The sequence below is a fragment of the Amycolatopsis sp. TRM77291 genome (genome assembly GCF_054166285.1).
Map to the genome: position 1 here is coordinate 4,746,234 of NZ_JBSZHF010000001.1, position 12,961 is coordinate 4,759,194.

Sequence of the window (12,961 nt, forward strand, 5' to 3'; positions counted from 1 at the left end):
TCTCAGACCCGCGCACTGTCCTTACGGTAACGCCTGATCACGAGCGTCCCGAGGACCGCGGTCCACGCCGCCAGCACACCGAGCGCGGCCGGGAGGCTCACCGTGAGATGGTCGGTGACGACCGGGCGGACCAGCTGGATCAGCCAGTACGTCGGCGTCACCTGGGCGAGGTCGGCCATCCACGACGGCATCCCCTCGATCGGGATCCACAGGCCGCCGAGGAAACCCATGCCCATCATGACGATCATGTTCAGCGGCTGCATCGACTCCGGCGTGCCGAACTGGCCGAGCAGGAGGCCGAGCAGCACCAGCGGGATCGCGCCGATCCAGATACCGGCCACGAGCCGCAGCCAGCCGGCGGCGTCGAGGTGGACACCTTGGAAGAGGACACCGACCAGCGGGACGACGAGCAGTGCCGGCAGGGCGACGAGCATCGCCGAGAGCGCCTTGCCGCCGAGGTAACCGGCGCCGGTCAACGGCGTCAGCCGCAGCTGGCGCTGCCAGCCGGTGGACCGCTCGATGGCGAGTTTCGCACCGCTCGTCATCGCGGCGGAGAAGGCGCCGAAAGCCATCATGTTGACCATGATCACGCCCGCGATGTTCACTTCGCCCGCGGCGAAAACGTTGGCCTGCAACAGGAACATCAGCACGGGGAAGGCGACCGCGAAGAGCACGAACCTGGTCGAACGGAAGGTGCGGACGATCTCGGTCTTGAGATAGGTCGGGTTCATCGGACGGCTTCCTCGCTGGTGGTCAGGGAAAGGAACGCGCCTTCGAGGCCGATGGCGCTGATCTCGATGTCGTGCGCTTCGGGCACGTGGGCCAGCAGCGCCCGCAGCGTCGCGTCGGAATCGGAACTGGAGATCGCCACGCGGCCGGCGCGGAGTTCGTGACCGGTGACCGCGGGCAGCGCCGCGATCACCGGTTCCGCCGCCGCGGGCACGACCGCGCGGATCGTGCGTCCCCCGGCCAGCGCGCGGACCTGCGCGACCGAACCGTCCGCGACGATCCGGCCCGACCGCATCAGCACGACACGGTCGGCGAACTCCTCGGCCTCTTCGAGATAGTGGGTCGCGAACAGGACCGTGCGGCCTGAGTTCGTGTACTCGTACATGGACTTCCAGAACTCGCGGCGCGTGCCGACGTCCATCGCGGCGGTCGGCTCGTCGAGGATCAGCAGGTCGGGGTCGCTCACGAGCGCGACGGCGAACCGCACGCGCTGCTTCTGCCCACCGGAAAGCTTGGTGGAGCGCCGGTTCGCGATGTCCTCGATCCCGGCACGGCGCAACGCCTCGCGTACGGGCATCGGTTCGCGGTGCAGCGCCGCGACCATGCCGACGGTCTCCGCGACCGTGAGATCCTCGACGAGCGCGCCGCCCTGCAGCATCGCGCCGATCATCCCGTCGCCGACCGCGTCACCCGGCTCGCGCCCGAAGACGGTCACGGTGCCGGCATCGGGTTTCGAGAGTCCCAGGATCATGTCGACCGTGGTGGATTTGCCCGCGCCGTTGGGGCCGAGGAGGGCGACCACCTCGCCCGGCGCGATCGTCAGGTCCACGCCGTCGACGGCGTGGACGTCCCCATAGTGCTTACGCAGCCCGGAAAGCCGGACCGCCGCCCCCGCGGTGATGTCTTGTTCTCGCATACTCAGAGCTTGTCGTGCTCCGGCGGCCTGGCCTTGGGCCGCGCGTCACGACCTGGGGGTGACAGTTGTCAGGGGTGGGATCTCGGCGCCGGTGGCTTTCGCAACGCACGCGTGTCGTCCGCCTGATCACGCGTGTCGTCCGTCGGATCACACGTGCCGTCCATCCAGACACGCGAAGGCCCCCTTCACCGCGCCTAACGCGCTGAAGAGGGCCTTCACGTACTTCCCAGCCGGAACTCAGGCGCCGATCAGACGCCCCGCCAGATAGGACTCCAGCTTGTCGATCGCGACCCGCTCCTGCGCCATGGTGTCGCGCTCCCGCACGGTCACCGCGTGGTCGTTGAGCGAGTCGAAGTCGACGGTGACGCAGTACGGCGTCCCGATCTCGTCCTGGCGCCGGTAGCGGCGGCCGATCGCGCCGGCGTCGTCGAAGTCGACGTTCCAGTGCTTGCGCAGCGCCGCGGCGACGTCGCGCGCCTTCGGCGTGAGGTCGGCGTTGCGCGACAACGGGAGCACGGCGACCTTGAACGGCGCGAGCCGGTAGTCCAGCTTGAGCACCGCGCGGGTGTCGGTGCTGCCCTTGGCGTTCGGCACCTCTTCCTCGTGGTAGGCGTCGACGAGGAACGCCATCATCGACCGGCCGACACCGGCCGCGGGCTCGATGACGAACGGGCGGAACCGCTGCTTCGTGGCCTGGTCGAAGAACGACAGGTCGACGCCGGAGTGGTTCGAGTGCGTCGTGAGGTCGAAGTCGGTGCGGTTCGCGATACCTTCGAGCTCGCCCCATTCCTGGCCCGCGTTGAACGCGAAGCGGTACTCGATGTCGACGGTGCGCTTCGAGTAGTGGGAGAGCTTTTCCTTCGGGTGCTCGTAAAGACGGAGGTTGTCCGCCTTGATCCCGAGGTCCTTGTACCACTCGGTGCGCGCGTCGATCCAGTACTGGTGCCAGGTCTCGTCCTCGCCCGGCTCGACGAAGAACTCCATCTCCATCTGCTCGAACTCGCGCGTGCGGAAGATGAAGTTGCCCGGCGTGATCTCGTTCCGGAACGACTTGCCGATCTGGCCGATGCCGAACGGCGGCTTCTTGCGCGCCGCGGTCTGCACGTTCAGGAAGTTGATGAAGATGCCCTGCGCGGTCTCCGGGCGGAGGTAGTGCACGCCTTCCTCGGACTCGACCGGGCCGAGGTAGGTCTTGAGCATCATGTTGAAGTCACGCGGCGCGGTGTACTGCCCGCGGGTGCCGCAGTTCGGGCACGGCACCTCGGACAGGTCGTCCTCGGAGACCTCCTTGCCCGAGCGGGCGGAGAAGTCCTCGGCCAGCTGGTCGGCGCGGAAACGCTTGTGGCAGGACAGACATTCGATCAGCGGGTCGGTGAAGACGTCGAGGTGACCCGACGCGACCCACACCTGGCGGGGCAGGATCACCGAGGAATCGAGGCCGACGACGTCGTCGCGGCTCTGCACGACGGTCTTCCACCACTGGCGCTTGATGTTGTCCTTGAGTTCGACACCGAGGGGCCCGTAGTCCCACGCCGACTTGGTACCGCCGTAGATCTCTCCACACGGGAAAACGAAGCCTCGACGCTTGCACAGGCTGACGACGGTCTCAATGGTGTTGGCGGGCACTCCACGCTCCGAAGCATGCGGGGACGGGTATGGACTAGAAGGACCAGACTAACCGCCCGTCCCCGCACGACCTCCGGCGAGGTCGGACCGCTCAGGGCCTGCTGACCAACGAGGCGGTGACGATGCGGTTGTCCTCGTAACCGTCGGTCCCGCCGACGTACTCGCCGCCGCAGGTGACCAGCACCAGCCGATGCGGCCCGTCCGGTCCGAACAGCTTCTCCGACTGTTCGGCGAGCTTCGTCTTGTGCACGGTGACGACCTCGCCGATCTTGTAGACCCACTTGCCGCCGTCGGTGTCGACGACGTCGACCTGCTGGCCGGTCTTGAGCCGCCAAAGTTCGTCGAACGGGCCCTTCTTCCCCTTCCAGTTCACATGCCCGGAAAGCAGGGAAGCGCCCTGGTCGGCGCCCAGTTTCGCACCCCACCAGGTGGCTTCGTCGAGACCCTCGGGGATAGGGAGGGTCCCGTCCGCGGTCAGTTCCTTGCGGATCAGTTTCGCCGTGCCGCCGCCGGGGAGCCTGACCGTGCCGGGCGCCTGTCCCGTGTCGGCCGGGGCCTGCGCCTGCTGTCCCGCCGACGTGTCCGCCTGGCCGGGGGCGGCCGCGACGACTGGATCACTCTTTCCAGTGAAAACCAGCACCGCGACCACGGCCGCCACCACGAAGATCGCGGCGCCGATGAGGATCAACCCCAGGCTGGAGCGCTTTTTCGGCTGCTCCTCGCTCGCCGTGCTGTCGTCGAACCGTCCCACCATCGGGTATTACTCCTTGCTCGCGTCAAGCCGCCGGAGCGGCCGGTGTCGCTAGACACGCGACGCGAGGCGCGGGCGGTTGCACCGACTTCCCGCATTTCGTCCTCTGAATGCGGTAGTTGCACGCGCAAGGACCGCATTCAGAGGACGAAACGCGGGAATCAGGCGGGCGGCCCGGAAACGGGAGTCGCGACGATGACCCGGTTGTCCCGGTAGCCGTCCGTACCCCCGAGGTAGTCGCCGCCGCAGGTGACCAGCACCAGCCGGTGCGGCCCGCTCTGCGCGAACAGCTTCGCCGCCTGCGCGGGCAGATCGTCCTTGTGCACGGTGACGACCTCGCGCACGCGATAGACCCAGATGCCGCCCGCCGCGTCGCTGACGGCCACCTCCTGGCCCTCGCGCATCCGCCACAGCTCGTCGAACGGGCCTTTGACGCCACCCCAATTGACGTGCCCGGAGATCAGCGACGTACCCGCTTCCGCGCCGAGCCGCACACCCCACCACGCCGCGTCGCCGAGACCGCGCGGGATCGGGAGGACACCCTGAGCGGTGACCTCGGAGCGGACGAGTCTCGCCGACCCGCCTTCGGGCAGGCGGATCGTGCCGGGGCGTTGCCCCCGTTTCGAGCTGTCGGCGGGCAGCGCCAAGGGAGCGCCGTCCTCACCCGGCATGACCGCGGGTTCGGCGAACGAGACCGCCGGCGGTTCCGGCGGGATCCAGGTCAGCACGACCACACCCGCTGAGATGGCGAGCGCGGTGACCACGGCGGACAGTCCCGCCAGCCAGGACCGCACGGGCCGCTACTTCTCCCGCAGCGGCACGGGCTTGCGACGGCGAAGCGCCAGCATGGCCGCGGCGCCGACGAGGATGCCGCCGCCCAGCAGCCCGAGCCCGACCACGGTCCGCGTCGAGTCCTCGGCCTGCGGCGGGATACCGCCCGCGGGCACCGTCCCCGGCACCGCGGGCTGCTCGGGCGCCGCGCCCGGCCCCGTACCGCCGGCGGGCTTCGCCACGAAGTTCCTCGGGATCGCGCAGCTCACGCCACCGAGCACGATTGTCGTGCGGGCCTCGCGCAAAACCTCGTCCGCCGCGTTGCGCACGTGGGTGACGATGTCCACCTTCCAGCCCGCGACCGCGGTCACGTCGCCGGCGCGCCAGCCGTCCTGCCGGATGAGCTGATCGAAGGCGGTCACGCGCGTGACGGTCAGGTCGGAGGTGGTCTTGTCCTTGCTGAGGCTCTCGTTCTTGATCATCGACGGCGGACCGAGCTTGAGTCCCTTGACGTCGACACCCGAGGCACCGGACGGCTTGAGGTCACCGCTCTGGTCCCGCACCCAGATCTTGCCCACGCTCGTCGACGACGTCGTCTTGCCCGGCTCGGCACAGTCGACCGAGCTCTTGGCGCCTTCGAGCACCAGCACGGTGTTGTCGAGCGGCTTCGCGCCGCCGCGGCCGTTGTCGATCAGGGCGTAGTTGCTTTCCGCGACCGCCGTCGGGACCGTGGTCTGCTGCAGCGCGGCGACCACGTTGTGATCGCGGCTGGCGATCCCGGCCGGGAACGGGCTCTGTGCACCGTAGCGGCCAAGGTTGATGGCCCATTTGTCACCGAGGGTGCCCTGCTCGCCGGCGTCACGCGGGACGACGGTGCGGTCCGGGGAGAGTTTCGACTGGCCGGGCGTCAACGGCGAACGCTGGGTCTCGGTGATCAGCGATCCCGGGTTCCCGATCCGCACGGACGCCACGTTCGCGAACGACACGGGGCCGGTCTTCTCATCGACGGCCTTCGTCGTCTGCGCCGAGGCGAGCCCCGGAACCGACGCCAAAGCGACGGCCGCCGTCGCGGCGGCCAGCTTCGTCACGAAACGAGTCATGTCTCCCCACTGCCTTCTCCGGGCACTCAGAGCGCGGTCGTCAGTGTGAAGCGACGAAACGCTCCGCGACAACCTTGCACCGTTGGCGACGACATGCGAAGCGGAATGGTCATTTCTTCGCGAAGTCACCCGAACGGAGCAGTAACGTCGCCGCCAAGTGGTCGCCCGGTCGGCGAACAGACCAGCCGGGACGGGAACACTAAGATGGACTGGACTGTTACTGGCAATGACTTCGGAAATCATGATGGACTTGGAGGCCGCGATGGCTACGGTGACCCCGGATTCGGCCGCCGCGGGCCTCGCGGAGGACCCCGGACCGCATTCGTCCGCCCGTCCCCCCGCCGAACCCGCCGTGTCGGCCTCGCCCGCCGTCCTCGCGGACGCGGGCGACCTGCTCCGGGCACTCGCCGCCCCCGTGCGCATCGCCATCGTGCTGCAGCTGCGTAACGCCGACCGGTGCGTCCACGAACTGGTGGACACGCTCGATGTCGCGCAGCCGCTGATCAGCCAGCACCTGCGGGTACTGAAGACCGCGGGAGTCGTACAGGGTGAGCGACGCGGCCGTGAGGTGGTGTACCGGCTGGTCGACGATCACCTTGCGCATATCGTGGTGGACGCAGTAGCCCACGTTCAGGAGGGGAAGTGAGCATGAGTCCGACGACGGCCAACAGTTCCGCGCCGGTGCCGGGACGCCGGTCGACGAAACAGCGGGCCGCCGTGGTGGAGCTGCTCAAGGAGATCGACGACTTCCGTTCCGCCCAGGAACTGCACGACGAGCTGCGCAAACGCGGCGACGGTATCGGGCTCACCACGGTGTACCGGACGCTGCAGTCGCTCTCGGAGGCCGGCGAGATCGACGTCCTGCGCACCGACACCGGCGAGGCCATCTACCGGCGCTGCTCGTCGCACCACCACCATCACCTGGTGTGCCGGATCTGCGGCAGCACCGTCGAGGTCGAAGGCCCGGCCGTGGAGCGGTGGGCCGAGAAGATCGCCTCGGAACACGGCTTCTCCGACATCAGCCACACCGTGGAGATCGTCGGTACCTGCTCGAACCACTGACGGGCTGTGCGTCTCGTCAGTACTCGTACGGGTCCTTCGGCGCCGGCACCTGCCGCACCGACGTGAGCGTCAAGTCCGGCATGTAGCTGTTCTCCCGCACCGCGGTTCCCGGCACGACCGTCCCGGTGACCTCCAGCCAGGTGTCGTCCCCGAACCCCGACGCGCCCTCGCCCACCATCCGCACGGTGATCGGGTAGGCGTCGGCGGCACAGCAGCCGATCACCATCCTGGCCAGCATCGTGTTGCCCTCGTTGTGCACCACGAACCCGGACAGCCGCACCGTCCGCCCGTTCAGCGAGCCGCTGGAATCCCAGCCCGCGCGGCTGACGAACTCGTTGACCTCCAACGGGACCACGTCCCCGGCGGGCAGCGGCGGGAAGGCGGCCGCGTTGCTCGCCGAAGCGCTTTGCGGCGCCCTGGCCTCCGTGCGGGTCACCGAATCGGCGCCAAGCGCGGGCGGCGCGACCAGGAACACGGCCAGCACCGGCACCATCAGCAACCAGGCCGACCGGGTGTTGTGCTCGTGCGCGTGGACGTCCCCGGACACGACGGCGGCGGCCCGCGCGGCCAGCAGGTCACGGACGATCGCGACCGCGCCCAGCGCGACCATCACCGCGCCGCCGGCGATGATCCACGGCTGCTGCGCGGGTTTGACGTAGCGCAGGTAGTCGCCGTTGATGGTGATCTTGAGCAGCGCCCCGCCGAGCAGGATCAGCAGGATGTTCTGGGTCTCGCGTTTCACGCGCCACCTCCGAGGATCAGCACACCCGAGACCACCGCGCAGGACAGCGCGACCACGAACGTCACGGGCGCGAACCGCAGCGCGAACGACTTGCCGAAGGTACCGGTCTGCAGCGCGAACAGCTTCACGTCGATCGCGGGCCCGACCACCAGGAACACCAGCTTCGGCAGCAGCGGCATCGCGGTCAGCGAAGCGGCGACGAAGGCGTCGGCCTCGCTGCACAGCGCCAGCACGACGGCGAGCACGGCCATCACCAGCACGCCGAGCACGATCTGCTCCCCCAGCACCCCGAACCACTTCGCGGGCACCAGGACGTTCATCGCGGCGGCGATCATCGCGCCGAGCACCAGGAACCCGCCCGCCTCGACCAGATCCGCCCGCGCGGTCTCGGCGAAGGTCTTCCAGCGCGAGCCGTGCCGGACCTCGGGAAGACGCCGCAAGGCGCGCTCCGCGATCCAGTCGAGCTTGCCCCACTTCGCCCACAGCCAGCCCATCACCATCGCCGTGGCGAGCGAACCGGCGAACCGGGCGAACACCATCTCCGGGTTCCCCGGGAACGCCACCGCGGTCGCGACCAGCACCACCGGGTTCACCGCGGGCGCGGCCAGCAGGAACGTCAGCGCGGCCGCGGGCACGACACCCTGTCCGATCAGCCGCCGCGCGACCGGCACCGACGCGCATTCACAACCCGGCAGGGCGACCCCGGCCAGCCCCGCGACGCCGACCGCCGCACCGGCCCGGCGGGGAAGCACCTTCTCCAGCACCCGCGCGGGCACGAACGCCGCGATCGCGCCGCTGATCAGCACCCCGAGCACCAGGAACGGCAGCGCCTGCACGCAGACCGCGACGAACACCGTCGAGCCGGTCCGCAGCGCGGGCACGTCGAACACCTGCTGGAGCCAGCTCTGCCCGAGGATCGCGATCAGCAGGATCGCGCAGAGCACCTCGATCGAGGTGATCTTGAACCGCCGGGCCGGCTTCCGCTCCGGGGCGCTTCTGGAAATGGTTTCCATGCGCGCGATGATGCCAGGTGACCCAGCGTTCCGGCGGTCACTCCCCGGGAGTGGTCCCCAGCAGGTCCGAACGCAGTTGCGACGCCGTCGAGACGACCAGCATGAGCAGCGTTCCGAGCGGCGAGGGATCCATGCCCTCGGCCGGGAACGCGTACCTCAGCGTGATGTCGATGCCCTTCTCCGAGCGCACGACACCGAGCGTCCCGAACAGGCCCTGTCCGGCGCGTTCCGCCGCCGAGGCCGCGATCGCCGGGTCGTCCGGCAGGTCCCAGGCGACGACGCAGGTCAGGCTCAGCACGGTCAGCCCTTCGGCCAGCCGGGTCGCCTGGATGACGCACGGGACGTCCGCGTGCGAGAAGGTCAGCGCGCCGTCGTCGTCGACGTGGACTTCGAGATAGCGCTCGAGGGCTTCCCGCGCGGAGGTGAGCAGGGCCGCCGTGTCCGCCGCCTCGGTGGTCATGAGGTTCCTTCCGAAGCCTTGTCGACGGCCCCGCCGAAGCGGCGGTCCCGTTTCGCGAACTCGAGGCAGGCCCGCCACAGGTGGGTGCGGTCGAAGTCCGGGAAGAGCGTGTCCTGGTAGACCATCTCGGCGTAGGCCGACTGCCAGAGCAGGAAGTTCGACGTGCGCTGCTCCCCCGACGGCCGCAGGAACAGGTCCACGTCCGGCATGTCGGGCTGGTACAGGTACTTCCCGATGGTCTTCTCCGTGACCTTGTCCGGGTTCAGCTTCCCGTCGGCGACGTCCTGCGCGATCCGGCGCATGGCGTCACCCAGCTCGGCACGGCCGCCGTAGTTGACGCACATGGTCATGTTCAGCGCCGTGTTGTGCTTGGTCTTCTCCTCGGCGACCTGCAGCTCCTTGATGACGCTCGCCCACAGCTTGGGACGGCGGCCCGCCCAGCGGATGCGGACGCCGATCGAACCGAGGTAGTCGACCTGGCGGCGGATGGTGTCGCGGTTGAAGCCCATCAGGAAGCGGACCTCCTCCGGGCTCCGCTTCCAGTTCTCGGTGGAGAAGGCGTACACCGACAGCCATTTGACGCCCAGCTCCACGGCACCGCTGGCGACGTCGATCATCACCGCTTCACCGCGTTTGTGGCCTTCGATCCGCGGCAGTCCCCGCTGGTTGGCCCAGCGGCCGTTGCCGTCCATCACCAGCGCCACATGCTTCGGGAGGAGTTCCTTGGGGATCTCCGGCGGCCGGGCACCGGACGGATGCGGCTCCGGCGCGCGAAGTTCGAATTGTGACGCCTTGTTCTCGCGTCCCCTGCGCAGCACCTTCGAGCCTCCTGATCGAGCGAACCTGTGCCTGCGACCCTACTGCGCCTGCGTGCTGGTCTCCCGCGCGCGCCTCTCCACCAGCGGCAGCGACCGCAACTGGCGCTCCAGATGCCACTGCAGATGGGCCGCCACCAGGCCGGACGCGTCCCGCCGCGGCACCGGCTGCGAAGCCTCGGCCACCGGCCACTCGCCGTGCAGGAGCGCCGCGAGCAGCGTCAGCACCTCCGGGGAGGGGTGGACACAGCCGGGGACCCGGCAATCCGGGCACATCGAGCCGCCGGCGGACACGCTGAACGCCTTGTGCGGCCCGGGCAGGCCGCAGCGGGCGCATTCGGTGATCGCGGGCGCCCAGCCGGCGTAGGCCATGGCGCGCAGGAAGAAGGCGTCGAGGATGAGGGAACTGTCCCGTTCCCCGCCCGCGAGCGCGCGAAGGGCGCCGACGACGAGCATGTAGAGCTTGAGCACCGGCTCGCCCTCTTCGGCGGACAACCGGTCCGCAGTCTCGGCGATGGCGCTCGCGGCGGTGTAGCGCTGGTAGTCGGCCACCAGCGGCAGCGCGAAGGCGTCGACCGTCTCGACCTGGGTGATCACGTCGAGCGAGCGGCCGGTGTAGAACTGGACGTCGACGTGGCCGAACGGCTCCAGCCGCGCCCCGAAGCGCGATGACGTCCGACGCACGCCTTTCGCGACCGCACGGACCTTGCCGTGCCGCCGCGTGAGCAGGGTGACGATCCGGTCGGCCTCACCCAGCTTGTGCGTCCGCAACACCACTCCGGTGTCGCGATAGAGGTTCACCACCCCGACATCGTCCCACCCGGGACCGACATCGGGGTGGTGCGCCCCGGAATCGAAATCAGCAGTAGCTGCCGTAGCAGCTGTACGTGGCCGTCGAAGCCGCGACGATCGAGATGATGATCATCACGATGCCGAACAGGCAGCCGACGCCGCCGATGATCGACGCGATCATGCACATGGTCCGCGTCGACCGCGACGCGTCCGCGGCGGCCGCGTAGTTGCCCTGCATCTTGTAGGTGTTGACCTCGTTGGACTTCATGATCGCGAAGATCGCGATGATCCAGCAGAGGAAGATGCAGCCGATCGCCCAGCCCTTGTAGTCCTTGATGGCGTTGATGTCGCCACCGCCGCCCGGCATACCGCCCGGAACGCCGTAGGGGGAAGGCTGGCCGTACGGAGCGGGCTGCCCGTAGGGAGCGGGCATGCCACCGGAGGGCGGCCCATAGCCAGGCTGCTGCTGTCCATAGGGCTGCTGCTGGCCGTAGGGGTTGGTCATGAAATTGATCCTCGTTGTTCTTTCGGCTTCGGGTCGGGCTAGATGCTCGCGGCGACCAGGACGATCCAGAGAATGGAGAACAGGCAACCGACCCCGCCGATGATCGAGGCGATCATGCACATGGTCTTCGTCGACTTCGACGCGTCCACGGCGGCCGCGTAGTTGCCCTGCATCTTGTAGGTGTTGACCTCATTGGACTTCATGATCGCGAAGATCGCGATGATCCAGCAGAGGAAGATGCAGCCGATCGCCCAGCCCTTGTAGTCCGGGATCGAGTTGATGTCACCACCACCGGGCATCCCGCCCGGGGCACCGTAGGGCGCGGGCTGACCGTACGGCGCGGGCTGGCCATACGGCGCCGGCTGGCCATACGGCATCGGGTTCGGGCCGGAAGGCTGGCCGTACGGCGCGGGCGTGGCGCCGGACGGGGGTCCGTATCCGGGCTGAGGCTGCTGGCCATAGGGCTGCTGGCCGGGGCCGGGCTGCTGGCCGTACGGGTTCGTCATCGGGTTCCCCACTTGTGTCGTGCTTCCCGACGGGTGGATCCCGCCGGTCGTTCCTTACTTCTGCGGTGTTCCGGGCCCGTTCGGCCCATCCGCTCCGGGCAACTGCTGCCTCAGCTGCTCCGGGGTGATCTTCTGCGTCGGCTCGGCTTCGTCGAACCCGGACGGCGCCTGCTGAGGTTGCTGTCCCGGGCGGAGTACCTGCGTCGGCTCGGCCTCGCCCAGGGCCGGTCCAGGCTCGGACTCCGCGGACGGCGCCGCGGTTCCCGGCTGCTGCTGCCCGAACGGCTGGGACGGCTGCTGCCCGAACGCCTGTGGCTGTTGTGACTGCTGGGGCGCGCCGAACGGCTGCTGCTGTTGCGGTTGCTGCTGCGGTTGCTGACCGAACGGCGAGGGCGGCGCGGGGAACGACGACGAAGCCGGCTGCGGCGGCGCGGGGAATCCCGGCGACTGGCCGAACGGCGCCGACGCGGCGTCGGCCTCGCCCGGCACGACGACGGTGCTGAGGATCTTGTCGGCGAACGTCTGGTTCTTCTCGTCCCACAGCGGCCAGAGGTAACCGAGACCGCAGACCCAGCCGTCGAGGTTGTGGCACAGGTCGCGGACGAAGGCCATCAGCGGGCCGATCGGCTGCCCGTCGCTCTCGCGGACGAGCTTGATCTTCAGGATCTTCTTGCCGAGCGACTGGCCGGTGGTGCCCATCTTGATCCACCGGTTGTAGACGGTCCAGGCGAAGCCCGCGAGATAACCGAGACCGGCGATGATGCCGCCGATGAGCGAATGCACGTTTGTGGCGATGACGGCGCCGATGATCGGAAGCACGACGATCGGGCCGAAGTCGATCAGGGTTCCGGCCGCGCGCAGGCCCCAGTGGGCGTAGTCGGTCTGCGGGCCGAACTGGGTGGCCTGACCGAACGGCGAGGGCTGGCCCTGCTGGCCGAACGGGGACTGCTGCTGTTGCCCGAACGGCGAAGGCTGGTCACTCTGCTGCGGCTGCCCGAAAGGCGAAGACTGCTCGCCCGCCGCCTGCTGACCGAACGGCGAGGGCTGTTCTCCCGACGGCTGTCCGAACGGCTGCTGCGCCTGCGGTGACTGCGGCTGCCCGTCCCCCGGCGGGGGCCCGGATCCGGGCGGCGGCTGCTGTCCCGGCGGCTGCTGGCCGTAGGGAGTGGTCAT

The 12,961-nt window shown here is 69.0% G+C and carries 16 protein-coding genes; 2 read left to right on the forward strand and 14 right to left on the reverse strand.

Going from position 1 to position 12,961, the window contains the following annotated elements; translation table 11 throughout:
• Positions 1-2: 2 nt before the first annotated feature.
• The 6 genes from ACXIZN_RS21920 to ACXIZN_RS21945 form a co-directional block, all read right to left on the reverse strand.
• Positions 3-731 carry an ABC transporter permease gene (locus ACXIZN_RS21920; protein WP_457956591.1) on the reverse strand — a complete coding sequence of 243 codons (729 nt, stop codon included), beginning with the start codon at positions 729-731 and terminating at the stop codon, positions 3-5.
• Positions 728-1,645, reverse strand: a complete 918-nt coding sequence (locus ACXIZN_RS21925) for an ABC transporter ATP-binding protein (protein ID WP_457956593.1) — start codon at positions 1,643-1,645, stop codon at positions 728-730. Before ACXIZN_RS21925 ends, ACXIZN_RS21920 begins: the two co-directional genes overlap by 4 nt.
• Positions 1,646-1,882: 237 nt before the next feature.
• Positions 1,883-3,271, reverse strand: a complete 1,389-nt coding sequence (locus ACXIZN_RS21930) for a glycine--tRNA ligase (protein WP_034316415.1) — start codon at positions 3,269-3,271, stop codon at positions 1,883-1,885.
• Between the two features lie 91 nt (positions 3,272-3,362).
• Positions 3,363-4,025: a class F sortase gene (locus ACXIZN_RS21935; protein ID WP_457956594.1), complete on the reverse strand. Its 663-nt coding sequence runs from the start codon at positions 4,023-4,025 to the stop codon at positions 3,363-3,365.
• A gap of 158 nt (positions 4,026-4,183) precedes the next feature.
• Positions 4,184-4,816, reverse strand: coding sequence for a class F sortase (locus ACXIZN_RS21940; RefSeq protein WP_457956595.1), 633 nt, complete (start codon positions 4,814-4,816; stop codon positions 4,184-4,186).
• Between the two features lie 6 nt (positions 4,817-4,822).
• Positions 4,823-5,893: a hypothetical protein gene (locus tag ACXIZN_RS21945; RefSeq protein ID WP_457956597.1), complete on the reverse strand. Its 1,071-nt coding sequence runs from the start codon at positions 5,891-5,893 to the stop codon at positions 4,823-4,825.
• Positions 5,894-6,155: 262 nt separating this feature from the next.
• Between ACXIZN_RS21945 and ACXIZN_RS21950 the strand changes: the two genes are divergently transcribed.
• The gene (locus ACXIZN_RS21950) at positions 6,156-6,539 is read left to right on the forward strand and encodes an ArsR/SmtB family transcription factor (protein WP_126729475.1); all 384 of its coding nucleotides are present in this window, start codon (positions 6,156-6,158) and stop codon (positions 6,537-6,539) included.
• Positions 6,540-6,541: 2 nt separating this feature from the next.
• Positions 6,542-6,955, forward strand: a complete 414-nt coding sequence (locus ACXIZN_RS21955) for a Fur family transcriptional regulator (protein ID WP_034316411.1) — start codon at positions 6,542-6,544, stop codon at positions 6,953-6,955.
• Positions 6,956-6,971: 16 nt separating this feature from the next.
• Here the strand turns inward: ACXIZN_RS21955 and ACXIZN_RS21960 are convergent, their stop codons facing one another.
• From ACXIZN_RS21960 to ACXIZN_RS21995, 8 genes are read right to left on the reverse strand one after another with little or no spacing between them, the layout of a single operon-like run.
• Positions 6,972-7,697, reverse strand: coding sequence for a TIGR03943 family putative permease subunit (locus ACXIZN_RS21960; RefSeq protein WP_457956598.1), 726 nt, complete (start codon positions 7,695-7,697; stop codon positions 6,972-6,974).
• On the reverse strand, positions 7,694-8,710 hold the full coding sequence (locus tag ACXIZN_RS21965) for a permease (RefSeq protein ID WP_457956599.1): 1,017 nt from the start codon (positions 8,708-8,710) through the stop codon (positions 7,694-7,696). Before ACXIZN_RS21965 ends, ACXIZN_RS21960 begins: the two co-directional genes overlap by 4 nt.
• Positions 8,711-8,747: 37 nt before the next feature.
• Positions 8,748-9,170: a hypothetical protein gene (locus ACXIZN_RS21970; RefSeq protein WP_457956600.1), complete on the reverse strand. Its 423-nt coding sequence runs from the start codon at positions 9,168-9,170 to the stop codon at positions 8,748-8,750.
• Positions 9,167-9,988 carry an isoprenyl transferase gene (locus ACXIZN_RS21975; RefSeq protein WP_037342848.1) on the reverse strand — a complete coding sequence of 274 codons (822 nt, stop codon included), beginning with the start codon at positions 9,986-9,988 and terminating at the stop codon, positions 9,167-9,169. The genes ACXIZN_RS21970 and ACXIZN_RS21975 overlap by 4 nt, the downstream gene beginning before the upstream one ends.
• Positions 9,989-10,027: 39 nt before the next feature.
• Positions 10,028-10,789, reverse strand: coding sequence for a DNA repair protein RecO (recO, locus tag ACXIZN_RS21980; RefSeq protein WP_125676128.1), 762 nt, complete (start codon positions 10,787-10,789; stop codon positions 10,028-10,030).
• 55 nt (positions 10,790-10,844) lie between these two features.
• Positions 10,845-11,282, reverse strand: coding sequence for a CD225/dispanin family protein (locus tag ACXIZN_RS21985; protein WP_457956601.1), 438 nt, complete (start codon positions 11,280-11,282; stop codon positions 10,845-10,847).
• 38 nt (positions 11,283-11,320) lie between these two features.
• Complete coding sequence (locus ACXIZN_RS21990; protein WP_457956602.1) at positions 11,321-11,788, reverse strand: CD225/dispanin family protein; 468 nt, start codon at positions 11,786-11,788, stop codon at positions 11,321-11,323.
• Between the two features lie 54 nt (positions 11,789-11,842).
• A complete protein-coding gene (locus ACXIZN_RS21995) occupies positions 11,843-12,961 on the reverse strand; it encodes an RDD family protein (RefSeq protein ID WP_457956603.1) in 1,119 nt (372 codons plus the stop codon).

What these genes read in the sequence shown, in the direction of transcription:
- ACXIZN_RS21995 (WP_457956603.1), bottom strand. Translation starts at nt 12,961, where the DNA reads ATGACCACTCCCTACGGCCAGCAGCCGCCGGGACAGCAGCCGCCGCCC.
- ACXIZN_RS21925 (WP_457956593.1), bottom strand. Translation starts at nt 1,645, where the DNA reads ATGCGAGAACAAGACATCACCGCGGGGGCGGCGGTCCGGCTTTCCGGG.
- ACXIZN_RS21970 (WP_457956600.1), bottom strand. Translation starts at nt 9,170, where the DNA reads ATGACCACCGAGGCGGCGGACACGGCGGCCCTGCTCACCTCCGCGCGG.
- ACXIZN_RS21965 (WP_457956599.1), bottom strand. Translation starts at nt 8,710, where the DNA reads ATGGAAACCATTTCCAGAAGCGCCCCGGAGCGGAAGCCGGCCCGGCGG.
- ACXIZN_RS21985 (WP_457956601.1), bottom strand. Translation starts at nt 11,282, where the DNA reads ATGACCAACCCCTACGGCCAGCAGCAGCCCTATGGACAGCAGCAGCCT.
- ACXIZN_RS21935 (WP_457956594.1), bottom strand. Translation starts at nt 4,025, where the DNA reads ATGGTGGGACGGTTCGACGACAGCACGGCGAGCGAGGAGCAGCCGAAA.
- ACXIZN_RS21920 (WP_457956591.1), bottom strand. Translation starts at nt 731, where the DNA reads ATGAACCCGACCTATCTCAAGACCGAGATCGTCCGCACCTTCCGTTCG.
- ACXIZN_RS21955 (WP_034316411.1), top strand. Translation starts at nt 6,542, where the DNA reads ATGAGTCCGACGACGGCCAACAGTTCCGCGCCGGTGCCGGGACGCCGG.
- ACXIZN_RS21990 (WP_457956602.1), bottom strand. Translation starts at nt 11,788, where the DNA reads ATGACGAACCCGTACGGCCAGCAGCCCGGCCCCGGCCAGCAGCCCTAT.
- ACXIZN_RS21950 (WP_126729475.1), top strand. Translation starts at nt 6,156, where the DNA reads ATGGCTACGGTGACCCCGGATTCGGCCGCCGCGGGCCTCGCGGAGGAC.
- ACXIZN_RS21945 (WP_457956597.1), bottom strand. Translation starts at nt 5,893, where the DNA reads ATGACTCGTTTCGTGACGAAGCTGGCCGCCGCGACGGCGGCCGTCGCT.